Source organism: Kitasatospora sp. NPDC001132 (assembly GCF_053598415.1).
Map to the genome: position 1 here is coordinate 1 of NZ_JBSFKF010000017.1, position 20,133 is coordinate 20,133.

Annotated in this window: 21 protein-coding genes and 1 pseudogene; 11 read left to right on the plus strand and 11 right to left on the minus strand. The window is 72.9% G+C overall.

The features are described from left to right. Nucleotides 1–176 precede the first annotated feature (176 nt). The 4 genes from ACWDBE_RS22300 to ACWDBE_RS22315 form a co-directional block, all read right to left on the minus strand. Complete coding sequence (locus tag ACWDBE_RS22300) at nt 177–536, minus strand: DUF397 domain-containing protein (protein WP_449791986.1); 360 nt, start codon at nt 534–536, stop codon at nt 177–179. Nucleotides 537–716: 180 nt separating this feature from the next. After that, entirely contained in the window at nt 717–926 is a 210-nt protein-coding gene (locus ACWDBE_RS22305) for a DUF397 domain-containing protein (protein ID WP_449791985.1), read from the minus strand. Nucleotides 927–972: 46 nt separating this feature from the next. After that, entirely contained in the window at nt 973–1,182 is a 210-nt protein-coding gene (locus ACWDBE_RS22310; RefSeq protein WP_449791984.1) for a DUF397 domain-containing protein, read from the minus strand. Further along, nucleotides 1,175–2,014 carry a helix-turn-helix domain-containing protein gene (locus ACWDBE_RS22315; RefSeq protein ID WP_449791983.1) on the minus strand — a complete coding sequence of 280 codons (840 nt, stop codon included), beginning with the start codon at nt 2,012–2,014 and terminating at the stop codon, nt 1,175–1,177. Before ACWDBE_RS22315 ends, ACWDBE_RS22310 begins: the two co-directional genes overlap by 8 nt. Before the next feature lie 166 nt (nt 2,015–2,180). Between ACWDBE_RS22315 and ACWDBE_RS22320 the strand changes: the two genes are divergently transcribed. From ACWDBE_RS22320 to ACWDBE_RS22335, 4 genes are all read left to right on the plus strand, one after another. Next, nucleotides 2,181–2,615 carry an ATP-binding protein gene (locus ACWDBE_RS22320; RefSeq protein ID WP_449791982.1) on the plus strand — a complete coding sequence of 145 codons (435 nt, stop codon included), beginning with the start codon at nt 2,181–2,183 and terminating at the stop codon, nt 2,613–2,615. A 14-nt stretch (nt 2,616–2,629) separates the two neighbouring features. After that, entirely contained in the window at nt 2,630–3,181 is a 552-nt protein-coding gene (locus ACWDBE_RS22325; protein ID WP_449791981.1) for a hypothetical protein, read from the plus strand. A 357-nt stretch (nt 3,182–3,538) separates the two neighbouring features. Continuing rightward, nucleotides 3,539–4,309 carry a hypothetical protein gene (locus ACWDBE_RS22330; protein ID WP_449791980.1) on the plus strand — a complete coding sequence of 257 codons (771 nt, stop codon included), beginning with the start codon at nt 3,539–3,541 and terminating at the stop codon, nt 4,307–4,309. 501 nt (nt 4,310–4,810) lie between these two features. Then, entirely contained in the window at nt 4,811–6,508 is a 1,698-nt protein-coding gene (locus tag ACWDBE_RS22335) for an eCIS core domain-containing protein (protein WP_449791979.1), read from the plus strand. 100 nt (nt 6,509–6,608) lie between these two features. Here the strand turns inward: ACWDBE_RS22335 and ACWDBE_RS22340 are convergent, their stop codons facing one another. The 6 genes from ACWDBE_RS22340 to ACWDBE_RS22365 all read right to left on the minus strand — a co-directional run bounded on the left by ACWDBE_RS22340 (nt 6,609) and on the right by ACWDBE_RS22365 (nt 13,506). Then, on the minus strand, nt 6,609–7,901 hold the full coding sequence (locus ACWDBE_RS22340) for a sugar ABC transporter permease (RefSeq protein ID WP_449791978.1): 1,293 nt from the start codon (nt 7,899–7,901) through the stop codon (nt 6,609–6,611). Continuing rightward, complete coding sequence (locus ACWDBE_RS22345; protein WP_449791977.1) at nt 7,898–8,689, minus strand: ATP-binding cassette domain-containing protein; 792 nt, start codon at nt 8,687–8,689, stop codon at nt 7,898–7,900. The genes ACWDBE_RS22340 and ACWDBE_RS22345 overlap by 4 nt, the downstream gene beginning before the upstream one ends. A 61-nt stretch (nt 8,690–8,750) precedes the next feature. Then, nucleotides 8,751–9,848 (minus strand): sugar ABC transporter substrate-binding protein, encoded by a 1,098-nt coding sequence (locus ACWDBE_RS22350; RefSeq protein WP_449791976.1) that lies wholly within the window; start codon nt 9,846–9,848, stop codon nt 8,751–8,753. Between the two features lie 316 nt (nt 9,849–10,164). After that, on the minus strand, nt 10,165–11,118 hold the full coding sequence (locus ACWDBE_RS22355; protein ID WP_449808859.1) for a DUF4331 family protein: 954 nt from the start codon (nt 11,116–11,118) through the stop codon (nt 10,165–10,167). A 388-nt stretch (nt 11,119–11,506) separates the two neighbouring features. Continuing rightward, nucleotides 11,507–12,094, minus strand: coding sequence for a GNAT family N-acetyltransferase (locus ACWDBE_RS22360; protein WP_449791974.1), 588 nt, complete (start codon nt 12,092–12,094; stop codon nt 11,507–11,509). Continuing rightward, nucleotides 12,064–13,506 carry an ATP-grasp domain-containing protein gene (locus tag ACWDBE_RS22365; protein WP_449791973.1) on the minus strand — a complete coding sequence of 481 codons (1,443 nt, stop codon included), beginning with the start codon at nt 13,504–13,506 and terminating at the stop codon, nt 12,064–12,066. Before ACWDBE_RS22365 ends, ACWDBE_RS22360 begins: the two co-directional genes overlap by 31 nt. 171 nt (nt 13,507–13,677) lie before the next feature. Here ACWDBE_RS22365 and ACWDBE_RS22370 point away from each other — a divergent pair, with 171 nt between their 5' ends. The 6 genes and pseudogenes from ACWDBE_RS22370 (at nt 13,678) to ACWDBE_RS22395 (ending at nt 18,048) form a co-directional block, all read left to right on the plus strand. Continuing rightward, the gene (locus ACWDBE_RS22370; protein WP_449808860.1) at nt 13,678–14,295 is read left to right on the plus strand and encodes a putative glycolipid-binding domain-containing protein; all 618 of its coding nucleotides are present in this window, start codon (nt 13,678–13,680) and stop codon (nt 14,293–14,295) included. 90 nt (nt 14,296–14,385) lie between these two features. Then, on the plus strand, nt 14,386–14,883 hold the full coding sequence (locus ACWDBE_RS22375) for an SRPBCC family protein (RefSeq protein WP_449791971.1): 498 nt from the start codon (nt 14,386–14,388) through the stop codon (nt 14,881–14,883). A gap of 295 nt (nt 14,884–15,178) precedes the next feature. Continuing rightward, nucleotides 15,179–16,285: an RCC1 domain-containing protein gene (locus tag ACWDBE_RS22380; protein WP_449791970.1), complete on the plus strand. Its 1,107-nt coding sequence runs from the start codon at nt 15,179–15,181 to the stop codon at nt 16,283–16,285. An 87-nt stretch (nt 16,286–16,372) separates the two neighbouring features. Further along, the gene (locus tag ACWDBE_RS22385) at nt 16,373–16,873 is read left to right on the plus strand and encodes a peptidylprolyl isomerase (protein ID WP_449791969.1); all 501 of its coding nucleotides are present in this window, start codon (nt 16,373–16,375) and stop codon (nt 16,871–16,873) included. Between the two features lie 108 nt (nt 16,874–16,981). After that, nucleotides 16,982–17,446 (plus strand): annotated as a pseudogene (locus ACWDBE_RS22390) (maleylpyruvate isomerase N-terminal domain-containing protein); the annotation flags it as partial. After that, nucleotides 17,443–18,048, plus strand: coding sequence for a TetR/AcrR family transcriptional regulator (locus ACWDBE_RS22395; RefSeq protein WP_449791968.1), 606 nt, complete (start codon nt 17,443–17,445; stop codon nt 18,046–18,048). The pseudogene ACWDBE_RS22390 and the gene ACWDBE_RS22395, both read left to right, overlap by 4 nt. 102 nt (nt 18,049–18,150) lie before the next feature. Here ACWDBE_RS22395 and ACWDBE_RS22400 read toward each other — a convergent pair whose 3' ends face one another. Beyond that, the gene (locus tag ACWDBE_RS22400) at nt 18,151–18,951 is read right to left on the minus strand and encodes an SDR family NAD(P)-dependent oxidoreductase (RefSeq protein WP_449791967.1); all 801 of its coding nucleotides are present in this window, start codon (nt 18,949–18,951) and stop codon (nt 18,151–18,153) included. A 409-nt stretch (nt 18,952–19,360) separates the two neighbouring features. Here ACWDBE_RS22400 and ACWDBE_RS22405 point away from each other — a divergent pair, with 409 nt between their 5' ends. After that, entirely contained in the window at nt 19,361–20,059 is a 699-nt protein-coding gene (locus ACWDBE_RS22405; protein ID WP_449791966.1) for a DUF1062 domain-containing protein, read from the plus strand. Nucleotides 20,060–20,133: the final 74 nt, after the last annotated feature.

Consider the following 20,133-nt stretch of genomic DNA (forward strand, 5'->3'; position numbering starts at 1 on the left):
CAACGGCCGACTCATCCGAACCGCGCCGAACACCTACAAGATCACCCTCCCCGACGCCTTGACACCGCCGCCCAGTCCTTAACTTCGTGGCATTGCGCCAACATCCAGAAGTAGCAGCAGAAAAGCCCCACTGCCCGTCTGCGGGCAGTGGGGATCCGGCCGGTTCACACGATGCGTCAGACGTCGCCGAACTCGCCGGAGCGAACGGCGAGGACGAAGTTCGACCAGGCGTCGACCGGGAAGGCCAGGGTGGGTCCCTCGGGGTCCTTCGAGTCGCGGACGGGAACCTGGCTGGAGGGCCCGATCGCCACCTCAACGCATTGTCCCTGCTGGGCGCTGTATGAGCTCTTGCGCCAAGCGACGCTGTGTAGGTCAGCCATGTTCAAAACCCTTCCGCCTTCTCGAACGAACTCGATGCTCGCGGCCCGGGACAACGCCTCGACCTGGAGGTGATCGTACTCACTGGCCCACGCGGCCAGTGTCTCCGGATTGCGTTCAAGGAAGCCCCGCTTCTGCATCTCCCCGTAGCCGACCATGGCCCCTGTTCGGCATGGTCAGCATCGTGATTGGGTGGGCAAACGGCCTGAGTTCGCCCAGTTCTGTTCGGTGTAGGCGACACCATCGCCAAGCAGGTCGCTGAACAGGTGGACTGCGAAGGAACAGACCGCGGGCCCGGATCGTTCACGGTCCGGGCCCGCGGAGGCTGGACCGGGGGCTCAGACTTCGCCGAACTCGCCGCTGCGGACAGCGGCGACGAAGCTGGACCAGGCCTCGGTCGGGAAGACGAGAGCCGGGCCCTCGGGGTCCTTTGAGTCGCGTACCGGAACAACACTGGGGAAGCTCGGGGCTACCTCAACGCAGTTGCCACCTTGCTGACTGTAGCTCGCTTTCATCCAGCGGGCGGCGGCCAAGTCGATGTCGGACATTCGATCCCTTTCCGAGTAGCGCGCATCCATTTGCTGGACCGGGGGCTCAGACCGCGCCGAACTCGCCACTGCGGACAGCGGTGACGAATGACTTCCAGGCCTCAGCCGGGAAGACGAGAGCCGGACCGTGGGGGTCCTTCGAGTCACGGACGGGCATCAGTTCACGAGAGCCACGCGCAACCTCAAGGCAGTCGCCGCCTTGCTGGCTGTACGTCGACTTCACCCATGAAACGGTAGTCAAGTCGAAATCAGCCATGGGATTCCTTCCGGGCATGGAGTATCAAATCGAGAGTCGCCGACTCGGCCAGCGCTCCTACCTGGAGGCGATCGTATCGTCTGCGCCAGTCGCGGAGCCTGTCGTCATCTCGTTCGACGTGCCCTCGCCCCTCGGACTCAGAGTAGCCAAACAGGGAGCCGTCGGGGAGTGTCAGCAGTCGCATGGGCAGGGCGAACGGCCTGTGCTCCCCCATGCTGAACGGCGCCACCTGGAGTACCACGCGCCCCTGTTCGCACAGCTGTTCAAGTCGTTCGAGCTGTTCCCGCATGACCTCCGGACCGCCGATGATCCGCCTGAGGCAGCTCTCGTCCAGTACGGCATGGATGAGCGGCGGGTCTCGTCGCGCCACGGCCTCCTGCCGCGCAAGCAGAAAGGTCAGCCTCTCTTCTGCCTGCTGGGGGGTGATGTCCCTTCGGCGAACATCTGCCCTTGTCAGAGCCGCTGCATAGGACTTCGTCTGAAGCAAGCCCGGGATGACACCGAGCTCGAAGATCCGGATCTCGCTGGCTCGGGCCTCGTTGGCTGCGTACTCCGGAAAACCCTCCAGCAACGCCGAGTGCTTGGCCTGGAGCCACATCAGCAGCAGGGTTCCGCCCGTCTCCAGTACGCGATCGGCATCACGTGCGAACTTCTCGCTCGGTGGGGTCCGGCCAGGCGGGGCAAGTTCGGCATAGGAGACGTAGGAGGGGTCGACCCCCACGAGCCTTGCCAGCTGGGCTTGCGTAAGGCCGGCGGCCTTGCGTGACCTGCGGAGTTGCACCCCGAAGGGCGCCCAGGGGCTTGATGTTGGATCAAGTTCCTTGATGTTCATCGACCTTCACCTACTTGCCGAGTACTGACTTCAAGCTTCAGATCGGCTTCCGATAGTAGAGGTCGGGACCCCATCATGGCTACATCCGGTGATTCACCGAATGCGCAGCGCAACCTGGGCGCGGCGCCACTCCATTCGCACGCCATCTCCCTTGAGGTGCTTCGCCATGCTCACTGCCCGGCGTCCCCGCTTGTTCGTCGCGCGCCTCGACTCCTGTGTCGAATCCACGCCCCTGGCCCGGTACATGCTCCGGGCCTACCTCTCCGGGCTGCCCTCCGGGGAGCGCTACGGCGACACCGCCGAACTGCTCCTCGGAGAGCTGTTCGCCAACGCCGTGCAGCACTCCGGCGCCCCCGACGACCGCCACATCGAGGTCCGCTTCTCCCTCGTCAGCTCCCGCCTGCGGATCGAGGTCCACGACGCCGGCTCCGGGTGCCCCGCCCTCCACGTACCTGCCCCCGACGACGAGCGCGGCCGCGGACTGTTCCTCGTCAACAGGCTCGCCGAACGCTGGGGCTGCACGTCCCGGCCGGGCGGCATCGGCAAGTTCGTCTGGGTGCTCGTCGCCCCCGCCCCTGCCCCCGCGCTCGTCACCGTCTGAAAGCCCGAAGCCCTATGAACCTCGCGACCCTCGCCCGTCACACCCTCTCCCGCGGCGCCACCCCCGCCGCCACCTACGCCCTCCTCGCCCGCCTCGGCCACCGGCCCCTGCCCGTCGCGCGGGCCGTCTGCCTCGCCCTCGACATCCCCCACGCCGAGACCACCCGCCGCCTCGCCGACTGCCACGACGCCCTCCTCGCCGACCCCCGCCCCGACTCCGAAGCCGACACCGGCGAACTCCTCGAAGCCCTCGGCGTCTTCGACATCCCCGTCGCCCTCGACGCCACCGGCCTGGCCGTCGTCGACCTCTTCCTCACCGCGATCGAGGCCCTGGGCGGCATCCGACCCGGCCACCAGCACGGCCTCACCCGCTGGTTCACCACCGGCAACCTCACCGCCGCCTACCTCTCCCTCACCGCCACCCACCCCCTGCCCCGCACCGGCGACCCGGCCCTCTACTGGACCACCCTCACCACCGCCGGCGAACTCCTCACCACCACCCCCAACCCCGACCCCCGCCTCAAGTACGCCCTCACCCACTGCCGAACCCAAGCCACCCGCACCTGACTTCCGCACGAGAGTCGACCCCGCCGACTTCCTGCGCGGCGCGGCTGGCGGGGCGGCGGTCGGTGGGATGGGTTGCGCGGGCCGCTCCGGCTGAGCGGCCCGCGCCTGAAGGTCTGTGTCGTGCACGAGAAGTCGACCCCGCCGACTTCCTGTACAGCGCGGCAGGAGCCGACCACGCGCTGCCACCGCGCGTCGACGCGCAGCGCCCGAGGGGACATGCCGCCGAGCGGACGGCGGCCGATGCGGCCGCCTGTGTGCGGGCGGCCCCGCACGGCCGCCCGGGGCCGGTCGCCGCCCGGGGCCCGTGGGCCACGGTGGGCACCGGTCCTGCGTGACGGCGTGTGAGAGCCTGGCCCGGTGCTGCACGACGGACCAGATGACCCGACAGCGGCCCGACCGCAGTGGTGGGCCGCGTACCTGACCCGGCACTGCGCGGTCGCCGACACGGAGCGCGAGCTGGTCGCGGGGTGGTTCGGCACCGACGTCGCCGAGGCCGACGCCGCCTGGGAGACGGCGATGCTGGAGGGACTGGAGGCGCGCCTGCCCTTCGGGGGCGGGCACACGGTGCTGCTGTACAGCTGCGACCTGCCGACGGACTGGGGAACGGAGTACCTGGTCCTCCACCCCGGCTGGGGTCGGGTGCGGGGCCGTCTCGCCGCCGTCGACACCCGCTTCCCGGAGCCGGAACACCGGCAGGGGCCGGGCCTGTCCTGGCGGGAGCTGGTCCACCTCGCCCACACCCCGGACCATGCTGCGCCCGGTGTGCACGACCCGTCCGCGCGGCTGCTGCTCCTACTGCCGACGCTCGGCGACGCCCGACTTCCGCCGGACGCCACCGAGGTGGTGCGGGCGGCGCTGGTCGCCGTCGGGACTCCGCCACAGAACGCGGCGCGCCTTGCGGCCTTCCTCCTGCGGCACCCGCTCTGGGCACCCGCCCGCTGGAGCGCACCGCAAGGCCGCCGGCGACGGGGCCGGCCCTGGGCGGCCGGGCGCGAGCGCAACTTCGCCGGGATCCTCCACTGTGATGCCCCGGGAAGCCCGCGCTTCGCCCGGCAGCTCGCCCACGGCATCACGCCCGCGCAGAGCAGGCAGCTCGCCCGGGCGCTCGGGACCTGGCAGCCACGGTGACGGCCCTTCAGCCGACCGGGTAGGCCGGGTGGGCGGCGAGGTTCCGTCCCACCCGGATCCACACACTCTGCACCCAACACGCCATTGCAGCGGCCTGACCCAGATCAAATACCTCGCCAGCAGAGTCACTCCGCCGACTTCTCGTGCGCTGCGCTGTCCGGGCTGTGTTGTTCGGTGGCCGGGCCATGGCGCAGGACGCCGACCGGGCCGACTTCCTGGGCGCGGGGGCTGGTTGGGGTGGGTTGTTCGAGGCCGATGCGCCACGCCGACGGCAACATTGGTGCGCCGGGGCAACCGGTTCGTCCCCGGGACTGCCCCGGTGGCTCTGGTCCTGGCGACCCCGGCCCGGTAGGCAGGAGCGAGACGAGCCGAAGGCCGCCATCGGATGGGGAGCGCATGCACGACCGCAGCAGGGCCAGGACGACCGGCGCCGGCACCAGCCGCGAACCGGCCCGGCAACCCACCGGGCCACGGGCGGCGTCCGCAGCGCCCTGGAGCCCGATGGCCCAGCAGGCGGCCGCCGGGAACCGGGCCGTCGTGCAGATGCTGCGCCGGGCCGGCCACGGGCACGACGGGCAGCACGACGGGCAGCACGACGAGTTGCCCGAGGTGCAGCGTTCCGCCGTCCACGACGTGCTGCGCGCCCCCGGGCGGCCGCTGGACGAGGCCGTCCGTACCGACATGGAGGCCCGGTTCGGCGCCGACTTCTCCGACGTGCGGATCCACAGCGGCCCGGCGGCCCGGTCCTCCGCGGCCGAGGTGGGGGCCCTGGCGTACACCTCGGGCAGTCACGTCGTCGTCGGCGCGGGCGGCGGGGACCGGCACACCCTGGCCCATGAGCTCGCGCACGTGATCCAGCAGCGCCGGGGCGCCGTCGCCGGGACCGACAACGGGGCCGGCCTGAAGGTCTCCGACCCCGCCGACCGGTTCGAGCGGGAGGCCGAGGCCACCGCGCGGCGCGTCATGGCCGGGCACCCGGAAGAAGCGCACGACCACGGGGCCCCCGCACGGGCGCAGGCCGGTGAACCGGCCGCCGCCGTGCAGCGGATCGTCAAGGTCACCCCCGGCATGTACGCGCGGGGCGTGGGCGCCACCGAGGAACAACCGCTCACCGGGCCCCAGCTCGCGCGGTACCTGGCGATCGCCGTGCAGGACGAGGTGAACCGCGCCCACAAGCTCGACCCCCAGGGCGGGTTCAAGGCGAGGCTCACCGCGATCAGGGACAGGCTCAAGCCCGCCACCCTCGACGTGCCCGAGGCCCTGAGGCTGACCACCGCGCTCGTCACCGCCGTGAACACCTTCCTGCAGACCCAGCAGGTCTACGTCTCCGACCACAACCCGCCGGACCACGAGGACGGGCCGGGCGCGATGGTGCCGGTGCCGAACGCGGACACCCGGTACGCGACCGAGCCGAACACCGCGGACACCGGCTACTACCACACCTCCCTGTCCGGGAACACGGAGCCGTACTGGGGCAACGACGACACGATGCGGGACAAGACCGCCCGCTCGCTCGGCCCGGTCGTCGCCGGGGGACAGGCCCCGCAGGAGCAGCCCCGGCTGCAGAGCCACGCACGGGGCGGGGCGAACCTGCCGCTGAAGAAGCTGACGCTGAAGCAGGCCGTCGAGATGCTGCCGCGCCCGCTGCTCAACCTGATCTTCGACGTGCGCTACCAGCTGGAGGACCCGGACCCCGGGCAGCAGCGGCCGGTGATCGACGAGCGGAGCCCGGCGCAGCAGGCGGTGCGCGACAAGAGCCCAAACCAGCCTGGCACGCTGCGCAGTTGGCACCAGGACGACTACGGCCGGCTGCCCGACAACGGGTTCGACCCGGCGGCCGTGCCCGCGCACGCGGTGCCGCTGCACGACCACTACACCGCCAACTCGCAGTCCGGCGCGGGCTCCTCGGTCCAGAACGCGGCCACGTCCCCGCGCGGCTTCGCGGAGTACACCGGTACGGGCAGTGACTGGGAGCACAACGTCAAGGTGGTGCTGGACTACGTCAACAAGCGTGTCTACCTCACCCTGACGCACTACCAGTACTGGGCGCTGATCCGGCCCGAGAACGCCGGCGGGCCGTACCGGTTCTGGCAGGGGCCGGGCCAGAACCTGCAGGCCGCCCAGGGGGATCTGGCCAAGGAGCCGGACGGCGAGCGGGGGATCATGATGAGCCCCTGGCTGGAGATCACCTTCACCTGACCGGGACGGGCCCCCGGCGCGCGCCGGGGGCCCGTCCCGGGGCTGCCCGCGCCCGGTGGCCCGGGCTGTCCGCGACCGGAGGCCTGCCCGGTGGCCCGGGCTATCCGCGCCCGGTGGCGCGGGTGCGGCGGGTGAGGGAGTCGAGGACGACGGCGGCGAGCAGGACGGCGCCGGTGATCATGTACTGGATGGCCTGGGCGGCGTGGACCATGTCCAGGCCGGTGGTGATGGACTGGATGACGAGGATGCCCAGCAACGCGGACCAGGTCTTGCCGCGCCCGCCGAAGAGGCTGGTGCCGCCGATGACGGCCGCGGCGATCGCGCTCATCAGCACGTTGCCGCCGCCCAGTTGCTTGTCGGCGGAGCCCTGCTGGGAGGCGTAGAACAGGCCGCCCAGGCCGGCCAGGAAGGCGGAGAGCACGAAGACGGAGATCCGGATCCGGGCGACGTTGACGCCCGCGCGCCGGGCCGCCTCGACGCCGCCGCCCACCGCGAAGACCTGCCGGCCGTAGCGGGTGCGGCGCAGCACGAAGTCGGTGGCGAGGACGGCGCCGAGCAGGACGACCAGGGACAGCGGCAGGCCGCGGTCCTGGTTGAGGGCGTAGGCGGTGGCCAGGCACAGCACCGCCAGTGCCCCGGCGCGGACGGCGCTGTCGGCGGCGGGGGGCGTGGTGAGGCCGGCGGCGCGGCGGCGGCGGGCGGTGTGCAGGCGGGCGGCCAGGTAGAGGGCGGGGGCGAGGACGGCCAGGGCCCAGGCGTAGGCGATGTCGCCGTCGCCGAGGAAGGTGCTGTCCAGGCTCGCGACGATGCCGTCGTGGCGGTTGTTGACGGTGCCGCCGTCGCCGAGGACGTACTCCTGCAGGCCGCTCCAGGCGAGCATCCCGGCGAGGGTGACGACGAAGGCGGGCACGCCGACGCGGGCGAAGAACAGGCCGTGCAGCAGCCCCATGACGCAGGCCGCGCCGAGGGCGGCGAGGATGGCCACCCACTCGCTCCAGCCCTGGCGCACCGTCAGCACCGCGGCGACGGCGGCACTGGCGCCGGCGACCGAGCCGAGGGAGAGGTCGATCTCGCCGAGGATCAGCACGAAGACGACGCCGACCGCGATCAGTCCGGGCCCGGCGATGAAGCGGGTGATGTTGGTGAGGTTGTCGGCCTGCAGGAAGTGGTGGGTGACGGACTGGAAGACGACGGCGATGACGACCAGGCCGACGACGACCGGCAGTGACCCGAGCTCGCCGGAGGCCAGGCGCCGGCGGGCGGCCTGCAGTTGGCCGGCCAGGCCCGGTGCGGTCTGCCGCAGCCGCGGGTCGGCGGCGGCAGTGCCGGGGGCGGCGGGACCGGCGGGGTCGCGGTCGGCGGCGGGGGTGGCGGGTGCGTCGGGGGCGCTCACAGGGCCTCGGCCTCCTCGGTGTGCTCGGTGCGGCGGGCCCGGCGGGCGTGGGCGTTGTCGGTGGCGCCGGTGATCGCGGCGACGATCTGCTCCTGGGTGGTGCCCGCCACCGGGAAGACGCCGTTGTTGCGGCCCAGGCGCAGCACGGCGACGGTGTCGGCCACCGCCCGTACGTCGGCCATGTTGTGGCTGACCAGCACGACGGCCAGGCCCCGCTCGCGCAGCCGCTCCACCAGGTCGAGGACCTGGGCGGTCTGCTCGACGCCGAGCGCGGCGGTGGGCTCGTCCAGGACGACCAGGGCCGGTTCGCCGACCAGGGCGCGGGCGATGGCCACCACCTGCCGCTGCCCGCCGGACAGCGCGGCCACGGGGGTGCGCACGTCGGGGATGCGGATGGCGAGGGTGTCCAGCAGCCGGCGGGCGTGCTGCTCCATGGCGACCTCGTCGAGCAGGCCGCGGCGGCGTTTCTCGCGGCCGAGGAAGAGGTTGGCGATGACGTCGAGGTTGTCGCACAGGGCGAGGTCCTGGTAGACGGTCGCGATGCCGAGGGCGGCGGCGTCCTGGGGTCGGGCCAGGCGTACCGCCTCGCCGTGCCAGGCGAGGGTGCCCTCGTCCACGGGGTGGACGCCGGCGATGGTCTTGACGAGGGTGGACTTGCCGGCGCCGTTGTCGCCGACGAGGGCGAGCACCTCGCCGGCGTGGACGGCGAGGTCGACGTCGGTGAGGGCCTGGACGGCGCCGAAGCGCTTGGAGACCGAGCGCAGCTGCAGGACGGGTACGCCTGTCACGGGAACAACCACCTTGGGGGAGCGGCTACTTGATCGACTGCTTGGTCGGCTGCCCGGACGGCTACTTGAGGCCGGCCGCGGCGCACGCGGCGGCGTAGTCGGCGGTGCAGACGTCGGAGGCCTTGTAGAGGCCGTCGGCCAGGACGGTGGCGGCGATGTTGTCCTTGGTGACGACCTTGGCGTCCAGGAGCTTGGCCGGGATGTTCTTGTCGGTGGCGCTGTCGACGCTCGCGGTGGCGACGGCCTTGACGTCCTTGCCCTGCAGCAGGGCGACGGCCAGTTCGGCGGCGGTCTCGGCGAGCGGGCGGTAGGCCTTGTAGATGGTGTACGCCTGGTCGCCGTTGACGATGCGCTGGATCGCGTCCAGGCCGGCGTCCTGGCCGCCGACGGGGACCTTGATGCCGGCGCCCTTGAGCTGGGTGATGATGGCGGCGGCCATGCCGTCGTTGGCGGAGTAGACGCCCTGGAAGCCGTTCTTGCCGAACTCGGTGACGGCGGCGGAGATCTTCTGCCCGGCGACGACGGGGTCCCACTGCCCGGACTGCTCGTAGACGACCTTCTTGACCTTGCCGTCGAGGACCTTGTGCGCTCCGGACTTGAACTGCGCGGAGTTCGGGTCGGCCTCGTCGCCGTCGATCATGACGATGTTCGCCTCGGCGGCCTGCGCGCCGATCGCGTCCAGCAGGGCCTGGCCCTGGAGTTCGCCGACCTTCTCGTTGTCGAAGGAGGTGTACGCGGCGACCGGGCCGCTCGCGAGGCGGTCGTAGGCGACGACCTTGACGCCCTTGGCCGCGGCCTCCTGCACCCACCCCTCGGTGGACTTGGCGTTGTACGGGTCCAGGATGATCACCTTGACGCCCTGGGTGAGCAGGGTGTCGAACTGCTGCTTCTGCTTGGCGGCGCTGCCCTCGGCGTTGTTGTACAGCACCTTGCACTGCGCGCACAGGGACTTGACCTTGGCCTCGATGAACGGGCGGTCGAAGGACTCGTAGCGCACCGAGGAGGCGTTCTCGGGCAGCAGCAGGCCGATGGCGTTCGGGTCACCGGCGGAGGTGGACTCGCTCTTGGCGCCGCCGGCCTTGCCACAGGCGGCGGTCATGGACAGGGTCAGCGCGAGGCCCACGGCGGAGACGAGGGCGCGACGCAGGACGGCGTTCATACGGTTGGCCTCTCCCTGGGGTCGCCGCGGCGTTGCGGCGGGGTGGGGGGAGTCAACCCTGGGCGCGTACATGACGTCAATAAGTAAAACCAGCCTCCCGAAAATCCACCACTATTCGTTATCTTCGTGAACACGCCCCTGGTTCCGCGGGTAGACGCAGACCGCCCCGGACGCACGATCCGCCCCTCCACTGCCCGCCGGCCCAGGAATCCGGTGCCCGCAGCGGTCCCTGACATCCGACGACAGGGGCGCGCCTGCCCGCCCGACGGCACAGCAGACGCGCCCCCGGGAAGCGACGCCGGCGAACGGCTACGGCTCAGTGCGGGTGCCCCAGGTACGGGAACGCCGGCAGCAGGTCCGTGTGCGGCCCGATGTGGTCGCCGGACACCTTGCCGTCCGTGAGCATCGTCAGCCGCGCCGAGGTCACGTCGTCCGTCAGCGACCGCCCGTTCGGATAGACCGCCGGACGCGAACGGTCGTAGCGCAGGACGTCCGGCAGCACCAGCCGCAGCTGCGCCTCGGCCGCGTCCGTGGTGTACCCGCCGACGTGCTGCAGCTTCGCCGTCCACGGCCCCCGGTACGTCACCCAGTCGTCCACCGGCTCACCGGCGTTGTACGCGTCCTTCACGTCCTCCTCGTTGAAGTACGCCGTCAGCGACGGGTGCGCACCCCGGTCCACCGACACCAGCCGGCCGTCCTTGCGCACGCTCACCCGCGCCCACACCCCGATCTGCGGCGACGGCCCGAACTGCGCGTCCGGCGCCTCCAGCACGATCCCGAACACGTTCTTGTCCGCACCCCAGTCCACCCCCGTCCACTCGAACCCCTTCACGATCCCGTCCAGGTCCGCGAAGAACGGATCGCTGCGCAACCCCGCACTCACCCGGTAGGGGCCCGCCTCCACCACCGCCGGGGTGCCGTCGAAGCTCACCGGCGCGTCCGCCACCAGCACCTCGCCGGTCGCCTCGTGCCCGCGCGCCCCCTCACCGGTGGCACGGCGCACCGTCATGGTCTGCGACCCGCCGGCCGGCTCGGAGAAGGTGAAGCTGTACGCGATGTCGGCCCGGTTGTCGCCGTCGGTGTCGATGTCGATCCGGTACACCGCCTCAGGGTGGAAGGCCTTGCCGCCGGACGGCGCGACCGGGTTCACGTTCATGATCAGCACCGTCCGGCCCGGCTCCGGCGAGGCGAAGGCGAACAGGTCGGTCAGGTCCAGGCGCGCGTCACCCTCGGGTGAGCGCAGGTTCGGTCCGCTGAGGTGGTGCGACAAGACGGCCTCCGGATGTCGAGTTGCTTCGCGAGCACGCGCGCGAGAGCCTCGCGCGCGTCCGCGTGGACACCCCCCGCCCCCCGGCCCTTGCTAACACGCCCGCCCGCCCCCGGCCCGCCCCACTGCGCCGTCCGGACGAGCGCGCGGCGAGGTCGGGGCGGGGAGACAGCGGCGCCAGGAGGCCCGCGGCGCCTGCGGCCCCGGCAGCACCGGCAGCACCGGCAACGCGCGGTGCCCGTGGGAGACCGGCGAGTCGACCGGCTCCAGCAGCGCCCCGGCAGCGAGGGCGACGTCCGGGAAGCGCCCGAACAGCCGGCGCAGCGCCGCGCGCCCCTCCGGACGGGCCGGCGGCGCGCCGAGGCAGAAGCGCCCGCCGCGCCCGCCCGGCTCACACCCGCAGGCCGTCCGCCTCCCGGACCCGCGCCGGCGGCGCCACCGCGACCGTGGCGCGCTCGAACAGGGCGCCGCTGCGGCTGCCGGCCACCGTACGCACCCAACGCCAGCCCCGCGCACGGTAGTAGGCGTGCAGGGCCGTGTTGTCGCTCCACACGTTCACCCGCAGCAGCCCGGCGCCCGCCCGCGCGGCCCGCCAGGCCGCCCAGTCACCCAGCCGGGCGCCGATGCCCTGCCCGGCGTACCGGCGGTCCACCGTGAAGGAACTCAAGTAGCGCGCCGGAAGGGCCAGTTCCTCCCCACTCCACAGCCGCGGACTGCCGGTGGGCCGCAGCGTCACGGTCGCGACCGCCTCGCCCCGCGGCGCCAGCGCGGCGACCACCGTCGCACCCCGGGCGATCAGCGCCAGCCCGCGCTGCGGGTCGTACGGGGACGACCACTGGGCCGAGCCGTGCTCCAGCGCGATCCAGGCGGCCGCCTCCGCCCGCAGCGCCGCCAACCGGGGCAGGTCGGCGGCCACCGCCAGGCGGAGGTACAGCGCCACCGGCGCCGTCAGCACGGCACCGCGGACGGCACCGCGCACGGCAGCGGCCCCTCGACGGGCTCGAACGTGAAACCCGCCCGCAGGGCCTCCACCAGCCGCCGCCCCTGCTCGGTGAGCGCGATGCCGTCCGCGGTGGTCAGCGAGTACCGGGCGACGATCCGGCCCAACGGCACCCCCGGATGCAACACCGTTCCCGGGGCGGGCAGTTGCAGCAGCACGCAGTCGTCCGGGCCGCACTCCAGCAGCCCGAACCCGACCCCGCAGTACTGCAGCAGCCCGTCCTTGAGCCGGTGCAGCCCGCCGCCCGGCGCACCCGCCACCCGCACCGGGCCGCCGGTGTGCCGCACCACCAGCTGCACCGCGCCGTCCGCGTCCGTGCGCGGCTCGCCACCGGTGGCGTGGCCGTACAGCTCCAGCACGTGGCGCAGCGCCGACGGCAGCGCGTCCTCCGCCAGCTCCAGCTCGCCCAGCAGCCAGGTCGAGCCCTGCATCCGGCAGTTGAGCTCCAGCAGCAGCGCCTCCTCACCCGCCAGGACGAAGTCCGCACCGAACAGCCCCCGGTAGCCGAGCGCCGCCAGCGACTCCCCGACGCGCCGCGCCGCCGCACCGGCCCGGGACAGCGCCCGCGCCGGCAGCAGCGCGGGCGCCGCGAAGTCGCAGCCGGAGTACGTGCCGAAGGGCGCGCCGACCCCCTCGACCCGGGTCAGCTGGACGGACGGGCGCAGCACCCGCACCGTGCCGTCCGCCGACACCAGGACGTGCACGTTGACCGCCGCGCCCTCCACGTAACCGCTCACCAGCCAGGGCCCGCCGCCGACTTGGCGGATCGGAACCAGGTCCGCCTCCTCGGCGACCAGGTGGGTGCCCTTGCCGCTGGAACCGAGCGGCGTCTGCACCACGTAGCGGTCGCCGAAACGCCGGCGCAGCTCCCGGTGGTCGAGCACCGGGACCACCGCGTCCGGCGGTGTCAGCGCCCCCAGCGACCGCAGCCACGCGCGCTGCGCCCGCTTGTCGCCCAGCACCGGCGGCGTCGGCCGCACCGGCGGCTCCGCCAGGCGGGCGCCGAGCGCGTCAAGTGCCGGGCGCCACTCGGGTTTCATCGCCGTGTAGGGCAGCAGCGCCAGCTCCCGGCCCCGCCAGCCGCCGCCCGTACCGCGGCCCCTGCCGCCGCCCGTTCCGCCGTGCGTACGGTCGCCCTCGGCGATCCGGCGCAGCACCTCGTGGACGCCCGCCCCCAGCGGGGTGTGGTCGCGCACCGCGCAGTACGGCTCCAGCGCGTGGAACCGCGCCCCGAACTCGCCCGCCCAGCCCGCGTCCGCGCCCTCCACGGTCAGCACCTCGGACAGGCAGCCGGTGCGCAGCAGGGGCAGCAGGAACAGGGGACGGGCGCAGCACGACAGCCCGGGCACGGCCCGCAGACGGGCCGCCGCTTCGTCACAGGATGTGATCACCACGCGATTATGGGGAGCCCGCGACCGGCCCCGCCGCCGCCCCGGCCCCCGCCCCGCCCGCCACGAGGCACGCCCCGCTCCCACGCTCACCCGTACGAAGGAACGACCGAGCGGCGCCCCGGTTGACGGCCCGCCGGGGCCGCTGTCGGAGGCCCGCAGTACCGTGCACGAATGAACGACCGCACCGACCGGGCCGACCGCACCGGCCAGTCCACTCACACCACTCACACCACCGCCCCTACCTGGCGGGTCACCGAGACCGCCGGCCTGGAGACCTCCTGGATCGACCTGCGCCCCACCACCCTCACCGCCCACGGCCGCGCCGCCGCCGCCGAATTCGCCCCCTACTGGCTCGACTACGAACTCGAGACCGGCGAAGGCTTCACCACCCGCCGGATGCACGTCACCGCCCGCACCCCCGAGACCACCCGCACCCTGGACCTGCGCCGCGACGAGGCCACCGGCCGCTGGACCGTCGACGGCACCCCGCGCCCCGACCTCGACGGCGCCCTCGACTGCGACCTCGGCCTGTCCCCGCTCACCAACACCCCGCCCGTCCTGCGCCACGCCCTCCACCAGGGCCCCGGCGAGCACCACTTCCTGATGGCCTGGATCCGCGTGCCCGACCTGGTCGTCGTGCCCTCCCGCCAGACGTACACCCACCTGCGCCGCCACCCGGACGGTGGCGCCACCGTCCGCTACGCCTCCGGCGACTACCGGGCGGAGCTGCTGCTGGACGCGGACGGACTGGTCGCCGACTACCCGGGTCTTGCCCACCGCCTGGCCTGATACGACGCCCGCCGCCCGGGCCCTCTTCCCGGGCCTCCTTCCCGGGCCCGATACGCTCGGGACCGTTTCCCGGCTCACAGGAGGCCCCCGATGCCCTGGTTCACGCTGGAGCGCTTCGACGCGTCCTTCTTCGACACCGCGCCGCACCGCCACCGCTTCCGGATGGACCTGCCGGTGGCGCCGCACACCGTGTGGGAGGGGCTCGCCGGACGGACCCCGCTGTCCTGGTGCCGCGGCCTGGCCGGCGGCCGCTACACCTCGCCGGCCCCGCACGGCGTCGGAACGACCCGGGAGGTCACGGCCCTTCGGCTGCTGCGGCTGCGTGAGGAGTTCGTGCACTGGGAGGAGAAGGAGGAGGGCCGGCGCCACGCGTTCTGCGTCACCCAGGCCGGCCTGCCGATCTACCGGCGCTTCGGCGAGGACTACCTGGTCGAGCCCCTCGCCGCCGGCGGCACCCGCTTCACCTGGACCTTCGCCTACGAGCCCGCCCAGTTCCTGCGCCGCCCCGCGGCCCTCACCGACGCACCCGGGGCGGCGTTCCTGCGCACGCTGATCGCCGACACCAAGCGCCACTTCGGCGCGGCGTAGCGCCGCCGGAAGCGCCCGCCGGAAGCGTCCTGGGAGCGCCCCGGGAGCCCGGCCCCCGGAGCGCCCCCCGGGAGCCCGGCCCCCGGGGGCGGCGCGGCCCGATGCCGCCGCTGCCGCCCCTCCTGCCCGTCTCCGGTCCCGAGCGGGCCCCGTCACCCGATCGGGTGGCCGGCGGCCGTTTCCCGTGCCGGTGACGGGTGCGTGGGTAGCGTCGGTTCATGATCGTGGAATCGTCAACCCGGCTGACGCATCGACGATTTGACTTATTGTCGTACAGGTAAAGAGGCATCGTCGCATGGCAGAGAAGCGCCTGAAGTCCTGGGGCAACAACCGCTCCGGCCAGCTCGGGGACGGCACCTGGACCGACCTCCGCACCACGGCCACCACCGTGCACGGGCTCACCGGCACCGACGTCCTGAAGATCGCCGCCGGCGGATTCGGCGCCGCCACCGGCCACGCACTGGCCCTGCTCACGGACCGTACGGTGCAGTCCTGGGGCGTCAACGGCTCGGGCCAGCTCGGCGACGGCACGGTGTTCAGCCACAACGCGCCCGGCCAGGTGCTCGACCTCGCCGACGTCACCGACATCGCCGCCGGCGGCGCGCACAGCCTCGCCCTGCTCGCCGACGGCACCGTGGCGGCCTGGGGGCGCAACGACCACGGCCAGCTCGGCAACGGGGCCACCGCCGACAGCGGCATCCCCGTCCGGGTCGAGGGCCTGAGCAGGATCGTCGCCGTCGCCGCCGGCCTCCACCACAGTCTGGCCCTGCGCGAGGACGGCACCGTCTGGGCCTGGGGCTACAACGGCAACGGCCAGCTGGGCGACGGCACTTCCTCCAGCCGCGGCAGCGCCGCCCCGGTCGCCGGCCTGACCGGGGTCAGCCGCATCGCCGCCGGCGCCGGCCACAACCTCGTCCTCGTCGGCGCACCGGGCGCCGGCGCCACGGTGAAGGCCTGGGGCTACAACGCCACCGGCCAGCTCGGCGACAACACCACCATCAACCGCTTCACCCCGGTCACCACCCAGGCCACCTGGACCGGCGGCGTCACCCGGATCGCGGCCGGCTGCAACCACAGCATGGCGGTGGTCGACACCGACCACCGCCTCAAGGCCTGGGGCCAGAACACCGCCGGCCAACTCGGCGACGGCACCACCGTCTTCCGCGTCCTGCCCGTCACCGTCCCCGGCCTCACCGGCGTGCGCCTGGTCGCCGCCGGCCGCGAACACACGGTGGCCCTGTCCGGCAGCGCCACCGTCCACTCCTGGGGCAGCAACGGCTCCGGCCAGCTCGGCGACGGCACCACCACCGACAGCACCACCCCGGTCCCCACCCTCACCGCACTCACCGGCATCGACAAGCTCGCCGCCCCCGTCGGCGGCGACTTCAGCCTCGCCCACTGAGCGCCTCGACGGTGCCCGGCGGTCCCTCCTGTCACAATGCCCCCGTGAGCGTTCCGTAGCCGCAACCATGCAGACAGTGAGGTAGTCATGTCGAAGGTCAAGCTGAGCACCAACCACGGCGACATCGTCCTCCGCCTCGACGCGGAGAAGGCCCCGGCGACGGTGGAGAACTTCCTCCAGTACGTCCGGGACGGCTTCTACGACGGGACGGTCTTCCACCGGGTCATCAACAACTTCATGATCCAGGGCGGCGGAATGCAGCCCGGCCTGAAGCAGAAGAAGACCCGCGACCCCATCCAGAACGAAGCCGACAACGGCCTCAAGAACGTCAGGTACTCCGTGGCGATGGCCCGCACCGGGGACCCGCACTCCGCCACCGCCCAGTTCTTCATCAACGTCGCCGACAACGACTTCCTCAACCACAGCGGCAAGAACGTCCAGGGCTGGGGCTACGCCGTCTTCGGCGAGGTCGTCGAGGGCCAGGACGTCGTCGACTCCATCAAGGCCGTCCCCACCGGCTCCAAGGACGGCCACCAGGACGTCCCCAAGGAGGACGTGGTCCTCGTGAAGGCCGAGGTCGTCGAGTAGGACGGGAAGCAGGGGCCGGCAGGAGCGGGAAGTCGGCCCGGCCGACTTCCCACTCCGCGCGGCTTCGCCCGCCGCGACGGCGCCGGCCCCGCCGCCACCCCGCCGGCCGAAGGAACCCGGCCACTGCTGGACGCCCTGCGCCACGCCGGCCCCGACGGCGGCTGCTGGACCCGGCGGGACCCCTCCCAGCCCCCCAGGAACGCCGCCGCCGTCGCCCGCCACCAGCTCCAGGAGGTCGCGGTCCACACCTACGACGCCCAACTCGCCGTAGGCGCCGCACAACCGCCGCCCGAGGACGTCCCCCACCACACCACCGAGGATCGCTCCCGGCGCCTGTCGCTGTCCGCCGACGGCGCCCGCGTCACCCCCATCTCCGCACCCGCCGAAGCCCAGCACGCGCCCGACACCTCCGCCACCGCCGCCGAACCGGTCCTCACCTTCCGCGGCCGCAACCCCGTCGACGCCCTGAAGCTCGACGGCGACCGCCGCGTCCTCGACCGGCTCGTCGACCGGGACCCGCGCGCAGTAGCCGCACGGCGCCACACACCCGGCCCCGTATGCTCCTGCCCATGAGCACCGCACCCCCCACCCGCAAGCGCGACGGCGCCGCGACCCGCGAGGCGATCCTCGCGGCCGCGGTCGTCGAGTTCACCGAGCACGGCTACGCCGCGGCGGGGGTGCGCCAGATCGCCGAGCGGGCCGGCGTCACCGCGATGATGATCAACCGCTACTTCGGCTCCAAGGAAGGCCTGTTCGCCCAGACCGTCGACCGCGCCTTCGCACCCCCGACCGTCGTCGGCGACGAGAGCACCGCCCTCGCGCACACCCTCGCCCGCACGCTCGCCCGACGCACCGCCGCCGGCGCCGACCCGCTCGACCCCTTCCTCCTGCTGCTGCGCTCCGCACCGGACCCGGAGGCCGCGGCCATCCTGCGCCGGGGCGTGGAGACCCACGTGGGCGCCCGCCTGGCGGGGCTGCTCGACGGACCGGACGCCCACGTGCGCGCACAGCTCGCCCTCGCCCTGGTCGCCGGCACCTGGCTGCTGCGCAGCGTCGTCGGCACCACCGCCCTCGCCACGGCCGAGGACCAGCGCCTGGCCGAACTGCTCGCGGGCATGCTGGAACCGGTCGTCTCCGTGCCGGGCGGCGCGCAGGCGCCCGCCGCCGACGGGTAACGTCCGCCGGGGCCGGGGAGGTTGGCCATTTCGCTCGTCCCGGTGCGGCCCCCGGCCCCGCTCCTCGGTCGCCCCGCTCCTCCCGGGCGCGGGGGCGGGTGCTCAGAACGCGGAGCGGATGAGCCCGCCGTCGACGCGGATGGTGGCCCCGCTGACGTACTGGGCGTAGTCGCTGCACAGGTAGGCGACGGCCGCGGCGATCTCCTCGGGCTCGCCGAAGCGCTCCTGGTCGTTGGGGATCATGGCCCGGACGGCGTTGGGCCGGATCTCCTCCCAGGTCTCGCCCCAGCCGTGGTCGGGTCCGACGCGGGTGATGAGGTCCCGGGTGGCGTCGACGAGGATCGCCCCGGGGGAGACGACGTTGGACGTCACACCGGTGCCCTTGAGCTCGCGGGCGAGCGAGACGGCGAGGTTGTGCCGGGCCGCCAGGGTGGCGTTGTACTGGGGGAAGGCGTCCGCCGGCTGGGAGGCGAGCCCGCCGCCGATGGTGACGACCCGGCCCCAGCCGCGTTCGCGCATCGCGGGGACCAGGTGCCGGATCATGCGCACGCCCGAGACGACGTTGACGTTGTAGGTCTCGCACCACTCGTCGGGGGTGGCCTCGGCCCAGGACAGGTGCCGGTAGAAGCCCGCGTTGTTGACCAGGATGTCCACGGGCCCGTCCGCCGTGGCTGCGCGGGCGACCTCCTCGGCGCCACCGTCGTCGGCGAGGTCGCCGACCACCGCGTGCGCCGTCCCGCCGGCCTCGCGGACCTCCCGCGCGACGCCCTCCGTACGGCCCTCGTCCCGGCCGTGCACCACGACCGCCGCCCCCTCGGCCGCCAGCAGCTTCACCATGGCCTTGCCGAGCCCCGCGCTCGAACCCGTGACGAGCGCGCGCTTGCCGATCAGCTTGAGATCCATCCCGTGCTTCCCTCCCGTGCGACGTGTCCGCCCCAAAAGTATACAGCTGTAGACTTCTGGGGTCGGGGCACCCGAACCACCCCCGGCCGCCGCCCTGGCAGGGCGTCTGGGAGTCCGACCGGGATGGACGGGCAGCGGGCTGGAGTTCCATGAGATGAGCGGCGCGCGACCACCGGCGGAGAGCACGGGGAAATTCGGTTGCCGCGGGCCGCCGTCTCGATCATGATCGCCCGCATGGACTTTTGATGACTGCCACGTAGTACGTACCTGTCGCGCGATCGACCTCGGAGCCTGAAGACCCGGCCCCGGGGTGATGGGTCGCGCCCCTCGTGAGCATCCGTCAGAGAGCGGGAGCCGCCGAGTGAGTTCGGCACGCCCTCCTGCTGAGTCCTGAAAGCATCCAACACACATGAATACCGACCGCAAGGCCCTGTGGGCCGTGCGTCAGTCCGCCCTGCCCACCATCGTCCGGTCCTGCCCGGACTGTCCCGGCATGCGGCACCGCGCCTCGGGGAAGATCCGCGCCAACGCGAACGGCAAGCTGCTCGACGTCTGGCTGCTGCTGAGCTGCGCGACGTGCGACCGGACCTCGAAGGTGCCCGTCCACGAGCGCGTCCACGTCTCGACGGTGGAGCCGGCCCGGCTGGTGGCGTACGAGATCAACGATCCGGCAACGGTACGGGAGTTGGTGATGAGCACGTCGCTCGCGGCGAAGAACCGGTACCGGCTCGACTGGACCGGGACGTGGGAGCTGGAGACCCGCACGCCGCTGTACGCGCTCGACGACCCGAACCCGCTCTCGGTGCAGGTGCGCTTCGAGCTGCCCGCGCCGGTCCGGGTGGAGCGGCTGCTCCAGCTCGGTCTCGGCCTGAGCCGGGCCGAGGTGCGCCGTCTGGTCGCGGACGGGCGGATCCGCCTGCCGTTCGCTCCGGACGTCAAGGCGCACCAGGACTTCGAACTCACCATCCACGGACCTGGTTCCGTCGACGCGGCCAGGCACGCGGAGTCCCTCGATGCGCCCAACGCCGAACGCACCGACCTGGCTCGGATCGGGCTGCCGCCCGCACCCGGCCGGGAGCTCCCACGCCGGGCCACGGCGCGCGCCTAGAAGTCTGACGTAGATCTCGCTGATGGAGAGGCTGTCCCGCTCGGGGACAGCCTCTCCTGGGCTATGTGGTCGCG

Coding starts and splice junctions, on each gene's coding strand:
- ACWDBE_RS22370 (WP_449808860.1), top strand. CDS start 13,678: ATGAACGACCGCACCGACCGGGCCGACCGCACCGGCCAGTCCACTCAC.
- ACWDBE_RS22380 (WP_449791970.1), top strand. CDS start 15,179: ATGGCAGAGAAGCGCCTGAAGTCCTGGGGCAACAACCGCTCCGGCCAG.
- ACWDBE_RS22350 (WP_449791976.1), bottom strand. CDS start 9,848: ATGAACGCCGTCCTGCGTCGCGCCCTCGTCTCCGCCGTGGGCCTCGCG.
- ACWDBE_RS22400 (WP_449791967.1), bottom strand. CDS start 18,951: ATGGATCTCAAGCTGATCGGCAAGCGCGCGCTCGTCACGGGTTCGAGC.
- ACWDBE_RS22325 (WP_449791981.1), top strand. CDS start 2,630: ATGAACCTCGCGACCCTCGCCCGTCACACCCTCTCCCGCGGCGCCACC.
- ACWDBE_RS22320 (WP_449791982.1), top strand. CDS start 2,181: ATGCTCACTGCCCGGCGTCCCCGCTTGTTCGTCGCGCGCCTCGACTCC.
- ACWDBE_RS22335 (WP_449791979.1), top strand. CDS start 4,811: ATGGCCCAGCAGGCGGCCGCCGGGAACCGGGCCGTCGTGCAGATGCTG.
- ACWDBE_RS22315 (WP_449791983.1), bottom strand. CDS start 2,014: ATGAACATCAAGGAACTTGATCCAACATCAAGCCCCTGGGCGCCCTTC.
- ACWDBE_RS22300 (WP_449791986.1), bottom strand. CDS start 536: ATGGTCGGCTACGGGGAGATGCAGAAGCGGGGCTTCCTTGAACGCAAT.
- ACWDBE_RS22305 (WP_449791985.1), bottom strand. CDS start 926: ATGTCCGACATCGACTTGGCCGCCGCCCGCTGGATGAAAGCGAGCTAC.
- ACWDBE_RS22310 (WP_449791984.1), bottom strand. CDS start 1,182: ATGGCTGATTTCGACTTGACTACCGTTTCATGGGTGAAGTCGACGTAC.
- ACWDBE_RS22385 (WP_449791969.1), top strand. CDS start 16,373: ATGTCGAAGGTCAAGCTGAGCACCAACCACGGCGACATCGTCCTCCGC.
- ACWDBE_RS22375 (WP_449791971.1), top strand. CDS start 14,386: ATGCCCTGGTTCACGCTGGAGCGCTTCGACGCGTCCTTCTTCGACACC.
- ACWDBE_RS22395 (WP_449791968.1), top strand. CDS start 17,443: ATGAGCACCGCACCCCCCACCCGCAAGCGCGACGGCGCCGCGACCCGC.
- ACWDBE_RS22405 (WP_449791966.1), top strand. CDS start 19,361: ATGAATACCGACCGCAAGGCCCTGTGGGCCGTGCGTCAGTCCGCCCTG.